The organism is Enterobacter sp. 03-F-07-AD-ECC, from assembly GCF_047530935.1.
Taxonomy (GTDB): Bacteria; Pseudomonadota; Gammaproteobacteria; order Enterobacterales; family Enterobacteriaceae; genus Enterobacter; species Enterobacter cloacae.
The window spans coordinates 220,794-240,303 of record NZ_JBLKBZ010000007.1 but is presented as its reverse complement, the minus strand read 5'-3'; the positions used below and the strand labels follow the sequence as shown (position 1 = coordinate 240,303).

Genomic DNA, 19,510 nt, shown 5'->3' with positions numbered 1-19,510 from the left:
AGGAAAGAGGATGCTGAGATTACTCGAAGATAAAATTGCAACGCCGCTTGGGCCGCTGTGGGTTATCGCCGACGAGCAGTTCCATCTGCGTGCCGTGGAATGGGAAGAGCACAGCGATCGCATGGAAGAGCTGCTCAACATCCATTACCGCGCCCAGGGTTTTGAGCGCATCAGTGCCACCAATCCAGGTGGGCTGAGCGACAAGCTGGCGGCGTACTTCGAGGGCGATCTCAGCATCATCAATGACCTGCCAACCGCCACGGCCGGTACGCCATTCCAGCGTGAAGTCTGGCAGGCGCTACGCGATATTCCGTGTGGTCAGGTTATGCACTACGGCCAGCTCGCAGAACAGTTAGGCCGCGCGGGCGCGGCGCGGGCGGTGGGTGCCGCGAACGGTTCTAACCCCGTCAGTATCGTGGTGCCCTGCCATCGTGTGATCGGCCGCAACGGCACCATGACCGGCTATGCCGGCGGTGTGCAGCGCAAGGAGTGGTTACTGCGTCACGAAGGGTATCTTTTGCTGTAGTTCCCAGGCTTTTTGTGCTTAATTTTCTACCGGTTAGGCTAAAAATCCATAATCAAGCTGTGGAATTTCAAGAAGATGGCAACACGTTGCCGTCTCTTGTCCTTATTGATGGTTTGCCAGGCTTACGTACTTACCAAAAAGATGTTAAAATTGACCAATATCAATTAAGGCTTGAGCAAACCTATGATCCCAGAAAAGCGAATTATACGACGCATTCAGTCTGGCGGTTGTGCTATCCATTGCCAGGATTGCAGCATCAGCCAGCTCTGTATCCCGTTTACCCTGAATGAGCATGAGCTTGACCAGCTTGATAACATCATCGAGCGCAAAAAGCCTATTCAGAAAGGGCAGACGCTGTTTAAAGCGGGAGACGAACTGAAATCGCTCTATGCTATCCGTTCTGGCACCATCAAAAGCTATACCATCACCGAACAGGGTGATGAGCAGATCACCGGCTTCCATCTGGCAGGTGATCTGGTCGGCTTTGACGCCATCGGTACTGGCCATCACCCGAGCTTTGCGCAGGCGCTGGAAACCTCAATGGTCTGCGAAATCCCGTTTGAAACGCTGGACGATCTGTCAGGCAAAATGCCAAACCTGCGTCAGCAGATGATGCGTCTGATGAGCGGTGAGATCAAAGGCGATCAGGACATGATCCTGCTGCTGTCCAAAAAGAATGCGGAAGAGCGCCTGGCTGCATTTATCTATAACCTCTCCCGCCGTTTCGCCGAACGTGGTTTCTCTCCACGTGAGTTCCGTCTCACCATGACCCGTGGCGATATTGGTAACTACCTGGGCCTGACCGTGGAAACCATCAGCCGTCTGCTGGGCCGTTTCCAGAAAAGCGGTATGCTGGCCGTTAAAGGTAAATACATCACCATCGAAAACGGTGAAGCGCTGGCTGTTCTTGCCGGCCACGCCCGCAACGTGGCATAAACCCCACGAATGATTGATGCCAGGCCGATAAATTTTTATGATTTATTGGTCTGGCAGGTAAGCACACCACTTCCCGCCCCTGCGACAGACATCCCCCGCTCCTGAAAGGTTCTCGTTGAGGTTAAATTGAGAGAAAGTTTATTTTTCGTTTCAGTTGTTATTGCCTCCGTGACCTTCCTCTTCATCTGGATCATGCTTGTCGGCCCAATGAAGGGAGAGGAAAAAACCTACGTTCAGGACTCCACCACGTTTGCCATCGTGGTGATGGTGCTGCTGTTGATCGCGTTTATCGCGGTGACAACGACGGTGCTATTCTTCTGAGATATTTTCATGAATTATTGATCTGGCAAAACCTTACCTCTGTTTCATTCAGGATATATAGGTTACTCTTTTAATTACAGACTGTGGTGACAGTAGTAAGGAGACCTGTATGGCAAAGTATCAAAACATGCTGGTAGCTATCGATCCTAATCAGGACGATCAGCCGGCATTACGACGTGCTGTGTATTTACATCAACGGATTGGTGGCAAAATCAAAGCGTTTTTGCCGATCTATGACTTCTCGTATGAGATGACCACCCTTCTGTCGCCTGACGAGCGTACCGCTATGCGTCAGGGAGTGATCAGCCAACGTACCGCGTGGATCCGCGAACAGGCGAAGTACTACCTTGAAGCGGGTGTGCCTATCGATATTAAAGTGGTCTGGCATAACCGCCCCTTTGAAGCGATTATCCAGGAAGTCGTCGCCGGTGGGCACGATCTGCTGCTGAAAATGGCGCACCAGCACGACAAGCTGGAATCCGTGATTTTCACGCCGACAGACTGGCACTTGCTGCGTAAATGCCCGTGCCCGGTCTGGATGGTGAAAGATCAGCCGTGGCCTGAAGGCGGCAAAGCCGTCGTGGCAGTAAACCTGGCAAGCGAAGAGGATTATCACAATTCGCTGAATGAAAAGCTGGTCAAAGAGACGCTGCTGCTTGCCGAGCAGGTTAACCACACCGAAGTGCATCTGGTCGGCGCTTACCCGGTTACCCCTATCAATATTGCCATCGAACTGCCTGAATTTGACCCGAGCGTATATAACGACGCGATCCGCGGACAGCACCTGCTGGCCATGAAAGCGTTGCGCCAGAAGTTCAGCATTGATGAGAACATGACGCATGTCGAGAAAGGGTTGCCTGAAGAGGTGATCCCGGATTTAGCCGAACATCTGCAGGCAGGGATTGTGGTGCTGGGCACCATCGGACGGACCGGTATTTCTGCCGCGTTCCTGGGCAATACCGCGGAACAGGTGATTGACCATCTGCGCTGCGACCTGCTGGTCATTAAGCCGGATGAGTACCAGACGCCGGTTGAGCTGGATGACCCGGAAGACGATTAACGTCAATCTACTCGCCCGCCTCCCCGGCGGGCTTTTCTTATCAGCTCTCGATCGCTGTCTGTGTCTCTTCAGTTGATCGATCCTGCATCCACGGTGCGTGCAACACCATGCTGGGCAGCGCCAGCTTAATCTCCTGGGCGTTCAGCCCTTCGAGAATACGGATATTAATCTCCTGCTGGATATCCATGTATTTGTTGTAATCCGCCGTATTGACAATATGAACCACTTCAAACGTCAGGCGGTCACGGTCAAACCCGAGGAAATGGGCGCGATCGAACTTTGTCTCACCCACATCGGTGATGATCTGCCTGACCATATCCCCCACATAGCGCAGCTTTTCAGGCGGCGTGTCGCTGGCGACGCCAAACGTGAAGACGATGCGACGGGTCTGCATACGTTTATAGTTGTGGAGCGTCTGCTGAAGCAAAATGGCGTTACCGCAAACGATCTGCTCCCCACTCAGGCTACGAATACGGGTCGTTTTTAAGCCTATGTGTTCCACCGTTCCCGCCACGTCGTTGAACACCACGAAATCACCAATTTCAAACGGTTTATCAAAGCCGATAGAAAGCGAAGCGAAGACGTCGCTCAGAATGGTTTGTACGGCGAGGGCGATAGCAATACCCCCTACCCCCAGGCTTGCCACCAGCGCGGTGATGTTGACGCCCGCGTTAGCGAGAATCGACAGCAGCATCACAGACCAGACGATAGCGCGAAGGATAAGACCGGTGATCACCAGGGTAACCGGATTTTTATGACTGCCGGGGGCCAGCATAACGTGTCGCAGCCACGACACCACGCCCTGATCCAGCCAGAGCGCCACCTGTATCGCGAAGACCAGGAACCAGGCGTGGCTTACGGTGCTAAAGAGCCGGTCGGGTAAGTCAACAAAACGCAGGCTGATGAGCAGCGCCACGACAAAAAGCAGGAAGCGACTGGTGCGGTTAAGCATATCGGTCAGGATAAAACGCATCCTGTTTGTGGTTGGGTGCTTATCTCCCCAGGTTGTGATCCCTCTCTTAACGAATGCGATCAGGCGCGTCAGAAGCCAGTAGACCAGCAGCGTCACGACGATAACCGTGGCGACGCTTACCCAGAATGTCGGCGTCATCATCAGCTCCAGGATGTCGAAGCGGGACAAAAATTGCATTTCACCTCCTCGTAGTACACAAAGGGTAAAGTATAGACAGAGGAGAAACGCTGACCGCAGAAATAAGAAAACCGCCCCGAAGAGCGGTTTTTGAGGAGAACGCGAATTACAGTGCTTTCAGGATCGCATCCACGCTGGCTTTGGCATCGCCAAACAGCATGTGGGTGTTCTCTTTGAAGAACAGCGGGTTCTGAACGCCAGCGTAGCCGGTGTTCATGGAACGTTTGAAGACAATCACGTTCTGCGCCTTCCACACTTCCAGAACCGGCATCCCGGCGATTGGGCTGCGTGGATCGTCCTGCGCCGCCGGGTTAACGGTGTCGTTGGCGCCAATGACCAGCACGGTGTCGGTGTCGGCGAAATCATCGTTGATCTCGTCCATCTCCAGCACGATGTCGTAAGGCACTTTCGCTTCTGCCAGCAGCACGTTCATGTGGCCTGGCAGACGCCCCGCTACCGGGTGGATGCCAAAGCGCACCTTGATGCCGCGCGCGCGCAGCTTCTCGGTGATTTCAGCGACCGGATACTGCGCCTGCGCCACCGCCATGCCATAGCCTGGGGTGATGATGACCGAGTGCGAGTTTTTCAGCATCTCTGCCGTATCTTCTGCGCTGATCTCACGGTGCTCGCCCACTTCTTCGTCAGAACCGGTCGAGGAGCCGTCAGAGCCAAAACCACCGGCGATAACGCTGATGAATGAGCGGTTCATCGCCTTACACATGATGTAGGACAGAATCGCACCGGAAGAGCCCACCAGCGCACCGGTGACAATCAACAGGTCGTTGCTTAGCATAAAGCCAGCCGCTGCGGCCGCCCACCCGGAGTAGGAGTTCAGCATCGACACCACAACCGGCATATCTGCCCCACCGATGGAGGCCACCAGGTGCCAGCCGAACGCCAGCGCAATGATGGTCATCACCAGTAACGCCAGCACCTGCAGACCTACGCTTTCGGTACGCACAAAGACCACCAGCAGCACAAAGGAGACCACCAGCGCCGCCAGATTCAGCTTATGACGATTTGGCAGCATCAGCGGTTTGGAGGAGATCTTACCGCGCAGCTTACCGAACGCCACAATCGAGCCGGTGAAGGTCACTGCACCGATGAAGATGCCCAGGAACACTTCGGTCAGATGAATGTTGACCAGAATCGGCTCCATGCCCGGTTCGTGGTACAGATAGCTGTTGAAGCCCACCAGCACCGCCGCCAGACCGACGAAGCTGTGCAGGATCGCCACCAGCTCCGGCATTTCGGTCATTTCAACGCGTTTTGCCAGACGAATACCGATCGCCCCGCCGATGATCATCGCCACCAGGATCCAGGCAACGTTGCCGGTATCGGGTCCGAAAATAGTGGCAATCAGCGCAATCGCCATCCCGGCGATACCAAAGTTATTACCCTGCTGAGACGTTTCGTGTTTGGAAAGTCCCGCCAGACTGAAAATAAACAGGATTGCAGCAACAATGTATGCGGCTGTCACTAATCCTCCAGACATATGCTACCCCTTAGCCTTTACGAAACATTTTCAGCATGCGCTGAGTCACGGTGAAACCACCGAAAATATTGATACTGGCGATCAGCACCGCGATAAAGCTCAGGAAGCTAATCCAGCCGCCGTGACCAATCTGCAGTAACGCCCCGACCACGATGATCCCGGAGATGGCGTTAGTGACCGACATCAATGGCGTGTGTAGTGCATGGGAGACATTCCAGACCACGTAGTAACCCACCACGCAGGAGAGCGCGAAGACGGTAAAGTGGCCGAGGAACTCTTTTGGCGCGACATCGGCCAGCCAGCCAAACAGAATAATCGCCAGCGCCATGAGCGCGTATTTACGCCACGGAGATGCCGGTTTAGCAGGCTCTGTGGGTTCTGGCGCCGCTTTCGGTGCAGCCTGAGGCTGGGCGGAAACCTGAATCGGTGGCGCAGGCCAGGTGATTTCGCCTTCACGCACCACGGTCACGCCGCGCACAACCACATCGTCAAAATCAACGGTGATGTTGCCATCTTTCTCTTTGCAGAGCAGTTTCAGCAGGTTAACAAGGTTAGTACCGTACAGCTGGGACGACTGCGTGGGCAGACGGCCAGGCAGATCCGTATAACCAATCACCTTCACGCCGTTGGCGGTCGTGGATACCTGGTTCGGCACGGTATATTCACAGTTACCGCCGTTTTGCGCGGCCAGGTCGACAATCACGCTGCCCGGCTTCATGGTGTCCACCATCTCACGGGTGATCAGCTTCGGTGCCGGTTTACCCGGGATCAGCGCGGTGGTGACAATAATGTCCACCTCTTTTGCCTGCGCGGCAAAGAGTTCCATTTCCGCTTTGATAAAGGCTTCGGACATCACCTTCGCATAACCATCACCGCTGCCCGCTTCTTCCTTGAAGTCCAGCTCAAGGAACTCGGCGCCCATACTCTGCACCTGCTCCTTCACTTCCGGACGGGTGTCAAAGGCGCGGACGATAGCGCCCAGGCTGTTTGCCGCACCGATAGCCGCTAGGCCTGCCACACCGGCACCAATCACCATCACTTTTGCCGGAGGCACTTTGCCTGCCGCCGTGATCTGACCGGTGAAGAAACGGCCGAATTCGTGGGCGGCTTCGACGATTGCACGGTAACCGGCGATGTTCGCCATTGAACTCAGGGCATCCAGAGACTGCGCGCGCGAAATACGCGGCACGGAGTCCATCGCCATTACCGTCACGCCACGTGCCGCCAGCTTCTCCATCAGCTCTGGGTTTTGGGCAGGCCAGATAAAGCTCACCAGCGTGGTGCCCGGGTTCAGCAGCTCAATCTCGCTCTCTTGCGGCGCATTCACCTTCAGAATAACGGGTGATTGCCAGACTTCAGCACCGTCCACCACGTCCGCACCAGCCTGAATAAAGGCCTCGTCATCGAAACTCGCCAGTTTGCCCGCGCCGCTTTCAATGGCGACGGTAAAACCCAGTTTAAGCAGTTGCTCCACCGTTTTTGGTGTCGCCGCTACGCGGGTTTCATTGGCAAACCGTTCTTTTGGTACCCCAATACGCATAGTTTTCCCTTCCATCGGTTTTTGATGATGGTTTATCGATAAATGCCCGCAGTTGCATCAAATTTCGCCATCCTTAGAGCGGCGGCAAATGAGTAACCCCGGAAAATAAAACAGTAACAAACTTTCTATAACCTACTGAAAATAGCGCCTGCGATCTACCGCCTGAAAACACTATTTCTTACATTATCTGTGAAAAATAAGCGATCGGCCTCGCTGACAGAGATATTTACCTTAAATTCATCCTCAGAACCGATAAATCGCGCAAGCGAAGCGGTAAAAACATGATATAGCGCCATATGAGATCAACTTATTAACATTAAATTAACTTGTAAAAGTCATATGCTTTATCACTTTTGCTTGTCAAACGCCTGTTTTTTCAACATATCACTAAATGTTATCGAATCAGATCCTTCGGTGAGCACAGGCTGTGAAAAATGGCGCAGACAGCAACAGGTTTTAAATGCCATAATCGGGACCGTCTCAAATTAACAACAATACCAGTACATGGTTTGCGCAAGGCGAAGGATTATTTTTATGAAGCTTAAGAACACACTCCTGGCGTCCGCACTTCTTTCCGCGACCGCCCTGTCTGCGAATGCCGCGACAGAGTTAACGCCGGAGCAAGCGGCAGCGTTAAAACCTTTTGACCATACGGTCATTGTGGGTCGTTACAACTCTATTGGCGATGCCGTTACCGCCGCATCAAAAGCCGCTGATAAAAACGGCGCAGCGTCGTTTTACGTGCTTGACCAGTCCGATCAAGGCAATAGCGGCAACCAGCGCGTGACCATTGCGCTGTACAAAGAGAATGCGCCAAAAGCTGACGCGCCGAAAAACCGCGTGATCAACGGCGTCGTTGAACTGCCTAAAGATCAGGCGATTGAGCTGGAACCGTATGACACCGTTACCGTTCAGGGCTTCTACCGCAGCCAGCCAGAAGTGAACGATGCCATCACCAAAGCCGCGAAACAGAAAGGGGCTTACTCGTTCTACATCGTGCGTCAGGTAGATGCTAACCAGGGTGGCAACCAGCGTATTACCGCGTTCATCTATAAAGAAGATGCGAAAAAACGCGTTCTGCAAAGCCCGGATGCCATCCCTGCTGATTCAGAAGCCGGTCGCGCGGCGTTAGCGAAAGGCGGCGAAGAAGCGAAGAAAGTCGAAATTCCAGGCGTAGCAACCTCCGCAGCGCCAAGCGCTGAAGTGGGCCGTTTCTTTGAGACGCAATCCACGAAAGGTGGCCGTTACTCCGTTACCCTGCCAGACGGCACCAAAGTTGAAGAGCTGAACAACGCCACGGCTGCGCAGATGGTGCCGTTCGACAGCATCAAGTTTACCGGCAACTATGGCAACGGTACGGAAGTCTCTTATCAGGTCGCGAAGCGTGCGGCGAAGAAAGGGGCGAAGTACTACCACATCACCCGCCAGTGGCAGGAACGTGGTAACAACATGACCATCAGCGCCGATCTGTACAAGTAACAAAACCCTTCATTAAAGGCGGCTCAGTGCCGCCTTTTTTTGTTACTTTTTTTGAATTTCTGCTACACATCATTGCATGCGTTCGTGACACTCCGTAAAATCCCGCGCCTTAGTGTGATCCACCATTTTTATGCGCCTGTGCGAAATAATTATTCTGGATTTGGACCTTTCATAACAGGAAGCCAATGGAAAAGAAACTTGGCCTGAGTGCTTTAACTGCACTCGTTTTAAGCTCAATGCTGGGTGCGGGGGTATTCAGTTTACCGCAGAATATGGCGGCCGTCGCAAGCCCTGCCGCACTGCTGATTGGCTGGGGGATTACCGGCGTTGGCATTTTGCTGCTGGCCTTCGCCATGCTGCTGCTGACCCGTATTCGTCCCGATCTCGATGGCGGTATTTTCACCTACGCGCGGGCCGGTTTTGGGGAACTGATTGGCTTCTGTTCCGCGTGGGGTTACTGGCTGTGTGCGGTGATCGCTAACGTCTCCTATCTGGTTATTGTCTTCTCGGCGCTCAGTTTCTTTACCGATACGCCCGAGCTGCGTCTCTTTGGTGACGGCAACACCGGGCAGTCGATTGTCGGGGCGTCGGTGCTGCTGTGGGTCGTACACTGGCTCATTTTGCGCGGCGTCCAGACAGCGGCAAGCATTAACCTGGTGGCGACGCTGGCCAAACTGGTTCCGCTCGGGCTGTTTATTGTGCTGGCGTTTATGGCATTCCGTCTGGATGTATTTAAACTCGATTTCACTGGCCTTGCGCTGGGCGTCCCCGTCTGGGAGCAGGTGAAAAACACCATGCTGATCACCCTGTGGGTTTTCATTGGCGTTGAAGGTGCGGTGGTGGTCTCTGCCCGCGCGCGCAACAAGCGCGACGTCGGACGCGCCACGCTGCTGGCGGTGCTGGCGGCCCTCGGTGTCTATCTGCTGGTGACGCTGCTGTCGCTGGGTGTGGTGGCTCGTCCTGAACTGGCCGAAATGCGTAACCCATCCATGGCCGGTCTGATGGTGAAAATGCTCGGTAGATGGGGTGATGTGGTCATTGCCGCGGGACTGATTATCTCCGTCTGTGGGGCTTACCTGAGCTGGACCATCATGGCGGCAGAAGTGCCTTTCCTGGCTGCCACGCACAAAGCGTTTCCGCGTCTGTTTGCCCGTCAGAATAAAAACAGTGCGCCGTCAGCGTCACTCTGGCTGACGAATATCAGCGTTCAGGTCTGCCTGGTGCTGATCTGGCTCACAGGTTCGGACTATAACACCCTGCTGACCATCGCCTCGGAGATGATTCTGGTACCCTATTTCTTAGTGGGTGCGTATCTGTTAAAAATCGCCACCCGCCCGGCGCACTATGCGGTAGGGATCGGCGCCTGTATTTACGGTTTGTGGTTGTTGTATGCTTCCGGGCCTATGCACCTGCTGCTGTCGGTGGTGTTGTATGCGCCGGGCCTGCTGGTGTTTATCTATGCCCGCCGTACTCATCAGCTGGAGAACGCGCTTAAACGCCGCGAAATGGCCCTCATCGGGCTGTTACTGGTTGCTGCCGTACCGGCAACCTGGATGTTAATGGGATAACCCTGCGTTTCCCATTGTTGAACTGAAAAGGAGAATACGATGGGAACTGCGCAGCATCGCCCAATACTGATCACCGGTGGAGGCCGTCGTATCGGCCTCGCCCTCGCCCATCACTTTCTCAACCTTCGCCACCCGGTCATTGTCAGTTACCGCACGGAATACCCCTCGATAGACGGGCTACGAAAAGCAGGTGCAACCTGTATTCAGGCTGATTTCTCCACCGACGACGGCATTCTTGCCTTTGCGGATAAGGTCAAATCAACGACCCACGGTCTGCGGGCGATTATCCATAACGCCAGCGCATGGCTTGCAGAAAAACCCGGTACGTCGCTCAGCGAAACGCTCGCCTGTATGCTGCAGATCCACGTCAATGCCCCCTATTTGCTTAACCATGCCCTACAGGATCTGCTGCGCGGCCACGGCCATGCCGCGGGTGACATTATTCATTTCACCGATTATGTGGTGGAGCGCGGGAGCGACAAACACATCGCTTATGCGGCGAGTAAAGCCGCACTGGATAACATGACGCGTTCATTTGCCCGCAAGCTGGCACCAGAGGTCAAGGTGAACGCCATCGCCCCGGCGATGATTTTATTCAACGAGGGCGATGATGCCGAGTATCGTCAGCAGGCGCTGAATAAATCCCTGATGAAAATCGCCCCTGGCGAGAAAGAGGTCATCGATCTTATCGATTATCTGCTCACCAGCTGTTACGTCACCGGCAGAACCTTTGCCGTGGACGGCGGGCGACCGCTGCGCTAGTGATAGCGGCTCCAGAAGAAAATCAGCACCCAGGCGCTGAGCCCCCAGCAGACCACCGCCCCGCCCAGCGCCAGGGGAAGCCGCAGAAAGCCCGTGAAATACCACAAGGACAACAGGTAGAGAAAGTAAGGGATGATTGACCACATGCCAAACACAATGGTGGTGCGCAGCGCCTCAGTGCCGCGTTCCGAGGCGACAATGTAGTGTGCAATGAGCGCAAACGTCGGGAAGAGCGGAATCAGCCCGGCAATGTAGTAATTTTTTGTTTTTGCCAGTACGCCAATCAATAACACCACCAGCGCGCCCAGCGCGGCTTTTATCGCCAGCCCCATGCTTTTTCCTATAACAATCAAGTAACAATATGAGCCAGAATAACGGAACTGACGTTAATTTTGAAAGATTAATGGAAGGTTAAGGTTACGCGGTGTATGTTGGCATTTTTCGCGATAACAGACGTTGTATGAATAAGATTGTTTATGTAGAAGATGAGCCCGAAGTGGGGCAATTGATCGCCGCTTATCTGGGTAAACATGATATGGACGTTATTGTTGAGCCACGTGGCGATCGCGCCGAAGAGGTCGTGGTGCGTGAAAACCCGGATCTGGTGCTGCTGGATATCATGTTGCCCGGCAAAGACGGGATGACGCTGTGCCGCGACCTGCGGGCTCAGTGGGATGGCCCTATCGTGCTGCTGACCTCACTGGACAGCGACATGAACCATATTCTGTCGCTGGAGATGGGGGCCAATGACTACATTCTTAAAACCACGCCGCCTGCCGTTCTGCTCGCCCGTCTGCGCCTGCATTTGCGCCAGCATGCCAGCAGTGAACGCGAGGTGCCGGCGCAGTCCCTGATGCCGCATAAAGCGATGCGGTTTGGCACGTTATCCATCGATCCGGTTAACCGCCAGGTCCTGCTCTCCGGTGAGCTTATCGCGCTCTCTACCGCCGATTTTGACCTGCTCTGGGAGCTGGCCACCCATGCGGGGCAAATTATGGACCGTGACGCGTTGCTGAAAAACCTGCGCGGCGTAAGTTACGATGGAATGGATCGCAGTGTTGACGTGGCTATTTCGCGACTGCGTAAGAAACTGCAGGACAACGCCACCGAGCCGTACCGCATCAAAACCGTGCGTAACAAGGGTTATCTGTTCGCCCCGCACGCCTGGGAAACCTGATCGCGTTAGCAAAATAGCATAGCCTGCGCGAAATGAAGGCATTACATGACAATGCCCTTTCTTTCGCGCGTTAATTTGCCCGTTGGCGCAACAATTAACTTGCTAAGCCAGCGAACTAATCCATAATTACTTTTCCTGCATTCCTTCTTAAGCTCGCACCGGGCCCGCCACATAAACGTTTTTATCGCGACGCTTTCGCTACCTCTCTCCCATAAAATCTTGAAATGAGGATTTAAGCCTATGACATATGTATAGCTACCATGACGTAGAAGCCATCAAAACCAATCTTGAATGGATTGTTAATCAGGCAACGCTTAACCAAGCCTCCCCCGCGCGTGCCGACCAAAAAGCCCTCTTTGATCTTCTGGAACTGATTCAGTCTTACGAAATATTGTTGGATTTAATTAACGAATTCGGAAGCGCCGTGATTGATGCGGAGATCGCGGAAGGCCTGAGCGTGACAGAAAAACTCATCGCCAAAATCAAAAGAAGTACTCACGCCATGTAACAAACCTCGGCACGGCTCAGATAATACGTTTGTCGTGCATGATGGTGGTGAAAACACCGGAAGGTTTTTCATGTATATTCTGCATGTATCGTTTTTTCGGTGAGATTTAATGAAAAAGCTTTTTGTGCAGTTTTATCTTTTGCTGTTTGTCTGCTTCCTGGTGATGACCATGCTGGTCGGGCTGGTCTATAAGTTCACTGCCGAACGAGCGGGCAGGCAGTCGCTGGACGACCTGATGAAAAGCTCACTTTATCTGATGCGCAGCGAACTGCGTGAAATTCCACCACATGACTGGGCGAGAACCTTAAAAGAGCTGGATTTGAACCTGTCGTTCGATCTGCGCATTGAACCGCTGAAGGATTTCGATTTAGATCCGCCTGCCATGCAGCGCCTGCGTGACGGGGATATCGTGGCACTGGATGAGAAATACACCTTTATCCAGCGCATTCCGCGCAGTCATTATGTGCTGGCCGTAGGGCCGGTGCCTTATCTCTATTATCTGCACCAGATGCGCCTGCTGGATATGGCCCTGATGGCCTTTATCGCCATTTCACTCGCCTTCCCGGTCTTTATCTGGATGCGCCCACACTGGCAGGACATGCTGAAACTGGAATCCGCCGCACAGCGCTTTGGCGAGGGGCATCTTACCGAGCGTATTCACTTTGACAGCGGGTCCAGCTTTGAACGTCTGGGGGTGGCATTTAACCAGATGGCCGATAACATCAACGCCCTGATTGCCAGCAAAAAACAGCTGATCGACGGGATTGCTCATGAACTGCGCACGCCGCTGGTGCGTCTGCGCTATCGGCTGGAGATGAGCGAAAACCTTACGGCGGCAGAGTCTCAGGCGTTAAACCGCGACATCGGCCAGCTTGAAGCGCTCATTGAGGAGCTGCTCACCTATGCTCGTCTTGACCGTCCACAAAATGAACTGCACCTCAGTACCCCGGATTTGCCGACGTGGATCCAAACTCATATTGATGACGTCCAGAGCGTCAATCCGCAACGCACCCTGTTAACGCGCGTCACGCCGGGAGATTACGGCGCGCTGGACATGCGCCTGATGGAACGCGTGCTGGATAATCTGATGAACAACGCCATGCGCTACAGCGAGAGCACGCTGCGGATTGGCCTGGACTTGCAGGACAATCAGGCCCGTCTGACGGTGGAAGACGATGGCCCCGGCATCGCCCCGGATGCGCGTGAAACCGTGTTCGAGCCGTTTGTGCGTCTCGACCCGAGCCGCGACCGTGCGACGGGAGGGTGTGGTCTGGGGCTGGCGATTGTCCACTCTATCGCGCAGGCGATGGGCGGCACGGTGCAGTGCGGGGAGAGTGAACTCGGCGGCGCATGCTTCTGCTTTAGCTGGCCGGTGTACCATAACATCGCCCTTCCCGTTCCTGCCTGACCTTAACCGCACGCTGGCCTGACCCGGCGTGCTGTGCTATACCATGAGTATGTTGTAACTAATGGGGATTCACATGGCGACATACGATCTTATCGAAAGGCTGAACAGCACCTTTCGGGAGATGGAGCATGAGCTGTTAACGCTGACCGAGCGCCTGCAGGCCTGCCGCCTGTTGGCTGCGCGGGTCTTTACCCTGCCGGAGGTGGCAAAAGGCGCAGAGCACGATCCGCTGCAAACCATCGACGTGAAACAGCATATCGGCCAATCCGCCCGGGATCTGGCGCTACAGCACTATCGTCGCCTGTTTATTCAGCAGCAGTCAGAAAACCGCAGCAGCAAGGCGGCCGTTCGCCTGCCGGGGGTGATCTGTCTGCAAACGGACGCCGAAACCCGTGAGGCGCTGGAAACCCAGATTACGCACATCAATACCCTGAAAGCGGCATTTGAAAAGATCATTACCGAAGAGTCAGGCCTGGCACCAGCCGCCCGCTTTGAGTGGGTGCACCGCCAGCTTCCGGGTTTAATCACCCTGAACGCCTACCGTACGCTGACGGTACTGCGTCAGCCCGCCACGCTGCGCTTCGGCTGGGCCAACAAGCACATTATCAAAAACTTTACCCGGGATGAGATCCTGGCCCAGCTGGAAAAGAGCCTGAAAGCGCCGCGCACCGTGGCTCCGTGGTCGCGCGAGCAGTGGATTGAGCGCCTGGAGCAGGAGTATCACAGCATCGCGTCATTGCCCGTTGAAACGCGCCTTAAGATTAAACGCCCGGTGAAGGTGCAGCCTATCGCCCGCGTCTGGTATTCAGGCCAGCAAAAGCAAATCCAGTACGCCTGCCCAACGCCGCTGATTGCCCTCTATGATGCCGATCAGGGCGCCGTGGTACCGGACATTGGCGAACTGCTGAATTACGATGCGGAAAACGTTCAGCATCGCTATAAGCCTCAGGCGCAGCCGCTGCAGCTGATTATTCCCCGGCTGCACCTGTATGTGGCGACGTGACTATTTCAGGCTGCCGACCATCGCTTCAGGGCGGACCCAGGCATCAAACTCGGCTTCCGTGAGATAGCCGAGCGCCAGCGCAGAGGCTTTCAGCGTCAGCCCCTCTTTATGCGCCTTTTTGGCGATCTCAGCGGCTTTGTCGTAGCCGATATGGGTATTGAGGGCGGTCACCAGCATCAGCGACTCATTGAGCAACTGACTGATTCGCTCGCGGTTCGGCTCAATGCCGGAGGCGCAATGCGCCTTGAAACTCTCCATGCCGTCCGCCAGCAGCCGTACAGACTGAAGCACATTGTGGATAACCATCGGACGATAGACGTTCAGCTCGAAATTGCCTGACGCACCGCCCATGTTGACGGCCACATCATTTCCCAGCACCTGACAGCAGAGCATAGTCATGGCTTCACACTGCGTCGGGTTCACTTTGCCCGGCATAATGGAGCTACCCGGTTCATTTTCCGGGATGCTGATTTCACCAATGCCGCAGCGCGGGCCAGAGGCCAGCCAGCGCACGTCGTTGGCGATTTTCATCAGTGATGCCGCCAGCCCTTTCAGCGCACCATGGGTGTGAACCAGCGCGTCGCAGGTTGCCAGCGCTTCAAACTTATTGGGCGCGGTAACAAACGGTTGCCCGGTAATCGCGGCCAGCTCTTCCGCCACGCGCACCGCGTACTCCGGATGGGTATTCAACCCCGTCCCCACCGCCGTGCCGCCCAGCGCCAGCTCAGAGAGATGCGGCAGGCTGTGCTCAATGTGTTTGAGATTGTGTTCCAGCATCGCCACCCAGCCGGATATCTCCTGTCCAAGGGTCAGCGGCGTGGCATCCTGCAGGTGGGTACGCCCGATTTTGACGATATCACTGAAGGCCTGGGCTTTCTCGTTAAGGGTGCTTTTAAGCACATTTAGCTGCGGGATCAGCTGTTCACGGATGGCAATCACCGCCGCCACGTGCATTGCCGTCGGGAAGACATCGTTGGAGCTCTGGCTCTTGTTAACGTCATCGTTCGGGTGAACCTTACGCTCCATACCGCGCACGCCGCCCAGCAGCTCGCTTGCCCGGTTGGCCAGCACTTCATTCATGTTCATGTTGCTCTGCGTGCCAGAGCCGGTCTGCCAGATGGCCAGGGGGAATTCGTCGGGATGCTTGCCCGCCAGCACTTCGTCGGCGGCACTGATGATGGCGTTGGCTTTGTCAGCCGCCAGCAGGCCCAGATCCAGATTCACTTTGGCGGCGGCACGTTTGGTCAGCGCCAGCGCCTGAATCAGCGAAACGGGCATTTTCTCTGTCGAAATACGGAAATGTTCCAGCGAGCGCTGGGTTTGCGCCCCCCAGAGTTTGTCGGCCGGAACGTCGATCGCGCCCATCGAATCTTTCTCACGGCGATGCGTTGTCATTACTTTCTCCTTGATAATTAAAGATGGGATTGCTCACATGCTTAAGAGATAAGTATTGATGACTTCTGAGAAACGTTATGGCGCTTTGTGCGCTCTTTTTGTTGTCGGGTGACGTAGCCGCCACCCGGCTTTTTAGCTTACTTCACACATGCCGAACACTGAGAGGACTGGATCTGCTTGAAGAAGTCATTGCCTTTGTCATCCACCAGGATAAACGCCGGGAAATCTTCCACTTCAATTTTCCAGATCGCTTCCATACCCAGTTCCGGGTATTCCACGCACTCCAGGCTCTTGATGCTGCCCTGCGCCAGTACGGCCGCCGGACCACCGATACTGCCGAGGTAGAACCCGCCATGCTTGTGGCACGCATCCGTCACCTGCTGGCTGCGGTTGCCTTTCGCCAGCATGATCATGCTGCCGCCGTTGGCCTGGAGCTGGTCAACATAGGAGTCCATACGGCCTGCGGTGGTTGGGCCTAATGAGCCGGAGGCATAACCCTCTGGCGTTTTCGCCGGGCCCGCGTAGTAGATCGGATGATCTTTGATGTACTGCGGCAACCCTTCGCCGTTGTCCAGGCGCTCTTTCAGCTTCGCATGGGCGATGTCGCGGCCGACGATGATCGTGCCGTTCAGGGAGAGACGCGTCGAGACCGGGTACTGAGACAGCTGCGCCAGAATCTCTTTCATCGGACGGTTCAGATCAACGCGAACCGCTTCACCTTCACCGGCTTTACGCAACTCTTCCGGAATGTATTTACCCGGGTTGTTCTCCAGTTTTTCGATCCACACGCCTTCACGGTTGATCTTCGCTTTGATGTTACGATCCGCCGAGCATGAGACGCCCATACCCACCGGGCAGGATGCGCCGTGACGCGGCAGACGGATCACACGCACGTCGTGAGCAAAGTATTTACCGCCGAACTGTGCGCCGAGCCCCAGATTACGCGCTTCTTCCAGCAGCTCCTGCTCAAGCTGAACATCACGGAACGCCTGGCCGTGTTCGTTCCCTTCGGTTGGCAGGCCGTCGTAGTATTTGGTCGATGCCAGCTTCACGGTTTTCAGCGTCGCTTCCGCCGACGTGCCGCCAATGACAAAGGCGATATGGTATGGCGGGCAGGCTGCAGTCCCGAGGGTACGCATTTTTTCCACCAGGTAGTTCTTCAGCTTGCCCGGTGTGAGCAGCGCTTTCGTTTCCTGGTAGAGGTAGGTTTTGTTGGCTGAACCGCCGCCTTTCGCGATGCAAAGGAATTTGTACTCATCGCCGTCCACGCTGTAGAGGTCAATTTGCGCAGGCAGGTTGGTGCCGGTGTTGACCTCTTTATACATATCCAGCGCCGCGTTTTGCGAGTAGCGCAGGTTGTCTTCGGTGTAAGTGTTGTAGACACCGTGCGCCAGCGCGGCTTCATCGCCGCCACCGGTCCAGACACGCTGGCCTTTTTTACCCACGATGATGGCCGTACCGGTGTCCTGGCAGGTCGGCAGAATGCCTTTTGCCGCGATATCGGAGTTACGCAGGAACTGCAGCGCGACATACTTATCGTTTTCGCTGGCCTCCGGGTCGCTGAGAATATCGGCCACCTGCTGCTGATGCGCAGGACGAAGCATAAACGAGGCGTCGTGGAAGGCGTGCTGCGCCAGTAAGGTCAGCGCCTGCGGATCGACCTTGAGGATCTCCTGCCCTTCAAACTCAGAGACAGAGACATGATCGCGGGTTAACAGGTAATATTCGGTCTGATCCTTACCGAGCGGGAAAGGATCCTGGTAATGAAAGGGTTTGTTCGACATTGTTCTCTCACTTACTGCGTCGGTCTGATTATTCAGGGCAGATGTTCCGCTGCCCGGCTTAAAAGCGAGTCAGCTTATCCTACACAATTTTTTAACAAAAACTGAGACTAGTACGACTTTTTACATCCGCAGGTTACTTCCAGGTGGTTTATTGCTTTAATACCCGGAGTTTATTCCACATTTGAATCAGGGCTTGATAATGCAAAAACTCATCAACTCAGTGCAAAACTACGCCTGGGGAAGTAAAACTGCGTTAACGGAACTCTACGGTATCGCGAACCCGGACAACCTGCCGATGGCAGAACTGTGGATGGGCGCCCACCCGAAGAGCAGCTCAAAAGTTGAAGATGCCAGCGGCCAGGTGCGCGCGCTGCGCGACGTAATTGATGCCGATAAAGCCACGCTGCTGGGCAACAGTGTGGCCAGCCGATTTGGCGAGCTGCCGTTCTTGTTTAAGGTGCTGTGTGCCGATCAACCTCTCTCCATCCAGGTTCACCCGAACAAGAAAGCCTCTGAAATTGGCTTTGCAAAAGAGAATGCGGCCGGTATCCCGTTAGATGCCGCCGAGCGTAACTATAAAGATCCGAACCACAAGCCGGAGCTGGTCTTTGCGCTGACCCCTTTCCTGGCGATGAACGCGTTTCGCGAGTTCTCCGAGATCATCTCTCTGCTGCAGCCGGTCGCAGGAGCGCATAACGCTATCGCGCATTTCCTGGCAAATCCGAACGCGGAAAGCCTGAGCCAGCTGTTCGCCAGCCTGCTCAACATGCAGGGCGACGAGAAATCCCACGCCCTGGCGGTGCTGAAAGCGGCGCTGGACGGCCAGCAGGGCGAACCATGGGACACCATCCGTCTGATTTCTGCGTTTTACCCGGACGACAGCGGCCTGTTCTCCCCGCTGCTGCTGAACGTGGTGAAGCTAAACCCGGGCGAAGCCATGTTCCTGTTCGCGGAAACGCCGCATGCCTATCTGCAGGGTGTGGCGCTGGAGGTAATGGCCAACTCGGACAACGTGCTGCGCGCGGGTCTGACGCCGAAATATATCGACATCCCTGAACTGGTGGCTAACGTGAAGTTTGTGGCAAAACCTGCTGCCGAGCTGCTTACTCAGCCCGTCAAAAATGGCGCAGAGCTGGACTTCCCTATTCCGGTTGACGATTTTGCTTTCTCCCTGCACGACCTCAGCCAGACCAAAACGACCATCGCGCAGGAGAGCGCGGCGATCCTGTTCTGCGTTGAGGGTGAAGCGACACTGCATAAAGGCGAACAGCGTCTGGTGCTTAAGCCGGGTGAGTCAGCATTCGTTGCTGCTAATGAGTCCCCGGTCAGCGTGAGCGGTACCGGTCGCCTGGCGCGCGTATTTAATAAGCTTTAGACAATACTGAATTTTTTAACAAC

The 19,510-nt window shown here is 55.0% G+C and carries 18 protein-coding genes; 12 read left to right on the top strand and 6 right to left on the bottom strand.

Annotated features, from left to right (window positions below):
- Window positions 1–10 precede the first annotated feature (10 nt).
- The 4 genes from ogt to uspE all read left to right on the top strand — a co-directional run bounded on the left by ogt (window position 11) and on the right by uspE (window position 2,843).
- Window positions 11–526 carry a methylated-DNA--[protein]-cysteine S-methyltransferase gene (gene ogt, locus ACMWKA_RS13645; RefSeq protein ID WP_013096864.1) on the top strand — a complete coding sequence of 172 codons (516 nt, stop codon included), beginning with the start codon at window positions 11–13 and terminating at the stop codon, window positions 524–526.
- Window positions 527–709: 183 nt separating this feature from the next.
- Window positions 710–1,462 carry a fumarate/nitrate reduction transcriptional regulator Fnr gene (gene fnr, locus ACMWKA_RS13640; protein ID WP_006174991.1) on the top strand — a complete coding sequence of 251 codons (753 nt, stop codon included), beginning with the start codon at window positions 710–712 and terminating at the stop codon, window positions 1,460–1,462.
- A 126-nt stretch (window positions 1,463–1,588) separates the two neighbouring features.
- Window positions 1,589–1,783 carry a hypothetical protein gene (locus tag ACMWKA_RS13635; RefSeq protein WP_013096865.1) on the top strand — a complete coding sequence of 65 codons (195 nt, stop codon included), beginning with the start codon at window positions 1,589–1,591 and terminating at the stop codon, window positions 1,781–1,783.
- Window positions 1,784–1,892: 109 nt separating this feature from the next.
- Window positions 1,893–2,843, top strand: coding sequence for a universal stress protein UspE (gene uspE / locus ACMWKA_RS13630; RefSeq protein ID WP_013096866.1), 951 nt, complete (start codon window positions 1,893–1,895; stop codon window positions 2,841–2,843).
- A gap of 40 nt (window positions 2,844–2,883) precedes the next feature.
- Here the strand turns inward: uspE and ACMWKA_RS13625 are convergent, their stop codons facing one another.
- From ACMWKA_RS13625 to pntA, 3 genes are all read right to left on the bottom strand, one after another.
- The gene (locus ACMWKA_RS13625; protein WP_013096867.1) at window positions 2,884–3,993 is read right to left on the bottom strand and encodes a mechanosensitive ion channel family protein; all 1,110 of its coding nucleotides are present in this window, start codon (window positions 3,991–3,993) and stop codon (window positions 2,884–2,886) included.
- A gap of 106 nt (window positions 3,994–4,099) precedes the next feature.
- Entirely contained in the window at window positions 4,100–5,488 is a 1,389-nt protein-coding gene (gene pntB / locus ACMWKA_RS13620) for a Re/Si-specific NAD(P)(+) transhydrogenase subunit beta (protein WP_013096868.1), read from the bottom strand.
- A 10-nt stretch (window positions 5,489–5,498) separates the two neighbouring features.
- The gene (pntA, locus tag ACMWKA_RS13615) at window positions 5,499–7,028 is read right to left on the bottom strand and encodes a Re/Si-specific NAD(P)(+) transhydrogenase subunit alpha (protein ID WP_020688274.1); all 1,530 of its coding nucleotides are present in this window, start codon (window positions 7,026–7,028) and stop codon (window positions 5,499–5,501) included.
- A gap of 534 nt (window positions 7,029–7,562) precedes the next feature.
- Between pntA and ydgH the strand changes: the two genes are divergently transcribed.
- The 3 genes from ydgH (at window position 7,563) to folM (ending at window position 10,837) form a co-directional block, all read left to right on the top strand.
- Entirely contained in the window at window positions 7,563–8,507 is a 945-nt protein-coding gene (gene ydgH, locus ACMWKA_RS13610) for a DUF1471 family protein YdgH (RefSeq protein ID WP_013096870.1), read from the top strand.
- 185 nt (window positions 8,508–8,692) lie between these two features.
- Entirely contained in the window at window positions 8,693–10,075 is a 1,383-nt protein-coding gene (locus ACMWKA_RS13605) for an amino acid permease (protein WP_414760326.1), read from the top strand.
- Window positions 10,076–10,114: 39 nt separating this feature from the next.
- Entirely contained in the window at window positions 10,115–10,837 is a 723-nt protein-coding gene (folM, locus tag ACMWKA_RS13600) for a dihydromonapterin reductase (RefSeq protein WP_013096872.1), read from the top strand.
- Here folM and ACMWKA_RS13595 read toward each other — a convergent pair.
- On the bottom strand, window positions 10,834–11,169 hold the full coding sequence (locus ACMWKA_RS13595; protein ID WP_013096873.1) for a GlpM family protein: 336 nt from the start codon (window positions 11,167–11,169) through the stop codon (window positions 10,834–10,836). The two genes, folM and ACMWKA_RS13595, sit on opposite strands and share 4 nt — an antisense overlap.
- A 128-nt stretch (window positions 11,170–11,297) precedes the next feature.
- Here ACMWKA_RS13595 and rstA point away from each other — a divergent pair, with 128 nt between their 5' ends.
- The 4 genes from rstA (at window position 11,298) to tus (ending at window position 14,933) form a co-directional block, all read left to right on the top strand.
- Entirely contained in the window at window positions 11,298–12,014 is a 717-nt protein-coding gene (rstA, locus tag ACMWKA_RS13590; RefSeq protein ID WP_013096874.1) for a two-component system response regulator RstA, read from the top strand.
- 247 nt (window positions 12,015–12,261) lie between these two features.
- Window positions 12,262–12,522, top strand: coding sequence for a hypothetical protein (locus ACMWKA_RS13585; protein WP_048971255.1), 261 nt, complete (start codon window positions 12,262–12,264; stop codon window positions 12,520–12,522).
- Between the two features lie 109 nt (window positions 12,523–12,631).
- Window positions 12,632–13,930 carry a two-component system sensor histidine kinase RstB gene (gene rstB / locus ACMWKA_RS13580; protein ID WP_013096876.1) on the top strand — a complete coding sequence of 433 codons (1,299 nt, stop codon included), beginning with the start codon at window positions 12,632–12,634 and terminating at the stop codon, window positions 13,928–13,930.
- A gap of 73 nt (window positions 13,931–14,003) precedes the next feature.
- Window positions 14,004–14,933: a DNA replication terminus site-binding protein gene (tus, locus tag ACMWKA_RS13575; protein ID WP_013096877.1), complete on the top strand. Its 930-nt coding sequence runs from the start codon at window positions 14,004–14,006 to the stop codon at window positions 14,931–14,933.
- On the opposite strand, the gene fumC is transcribed toward tus, so the two are convergent.
- Both fumC and fumA read right to left on the bottom strand, forming a co-directional pair.
- A complete protein-coding gene (fumC, locus tag ACMWKA_RS13570) occupies window positions 14,934–16,328 on the bottom strand; it encodes a class II fumarate hydratase (protein ID WP_414760325.1) in 1,395 nt (464 codons plus the stop codon). It lies immediately after the preceding gene.
- Window positions 16,329–16,465: 137 nt separating this feature from the next.
- Window positions 16,466–18,112 carry a class I fumarate hydratase FumA gene (gene fumA / locus ACMWKA_RS13565; RefSeq protein ID WP_038419230.1) on the bottom strand — a complete coding sequence of 549 codons (1,647 nt, stop codon included), beginning with the start codon at window positions 18,110–18,112 and terminating at the stop codon, window positions 16,466–16,468.
- Window positions 18,113–18,311: 199 nt separating this feature from the next.
- Between fumA and manA the strand changes: the two genes are divergently transcribed.
- Window positions 18,312–19,487: a mannose-6-phosphate isomerase gene (gene manA, locus ACMWKA_RS13560; RefSeq protein ID WP_058684449.1), complete on the top strand. Its 1,176-nt coding sequence runs from the start codon at window positions 18,312–18,314 to the stop codon at window positions 19,485–19,487.
- Window positions 19,488–19,510 lie beyond the last annotated feature (23 nt).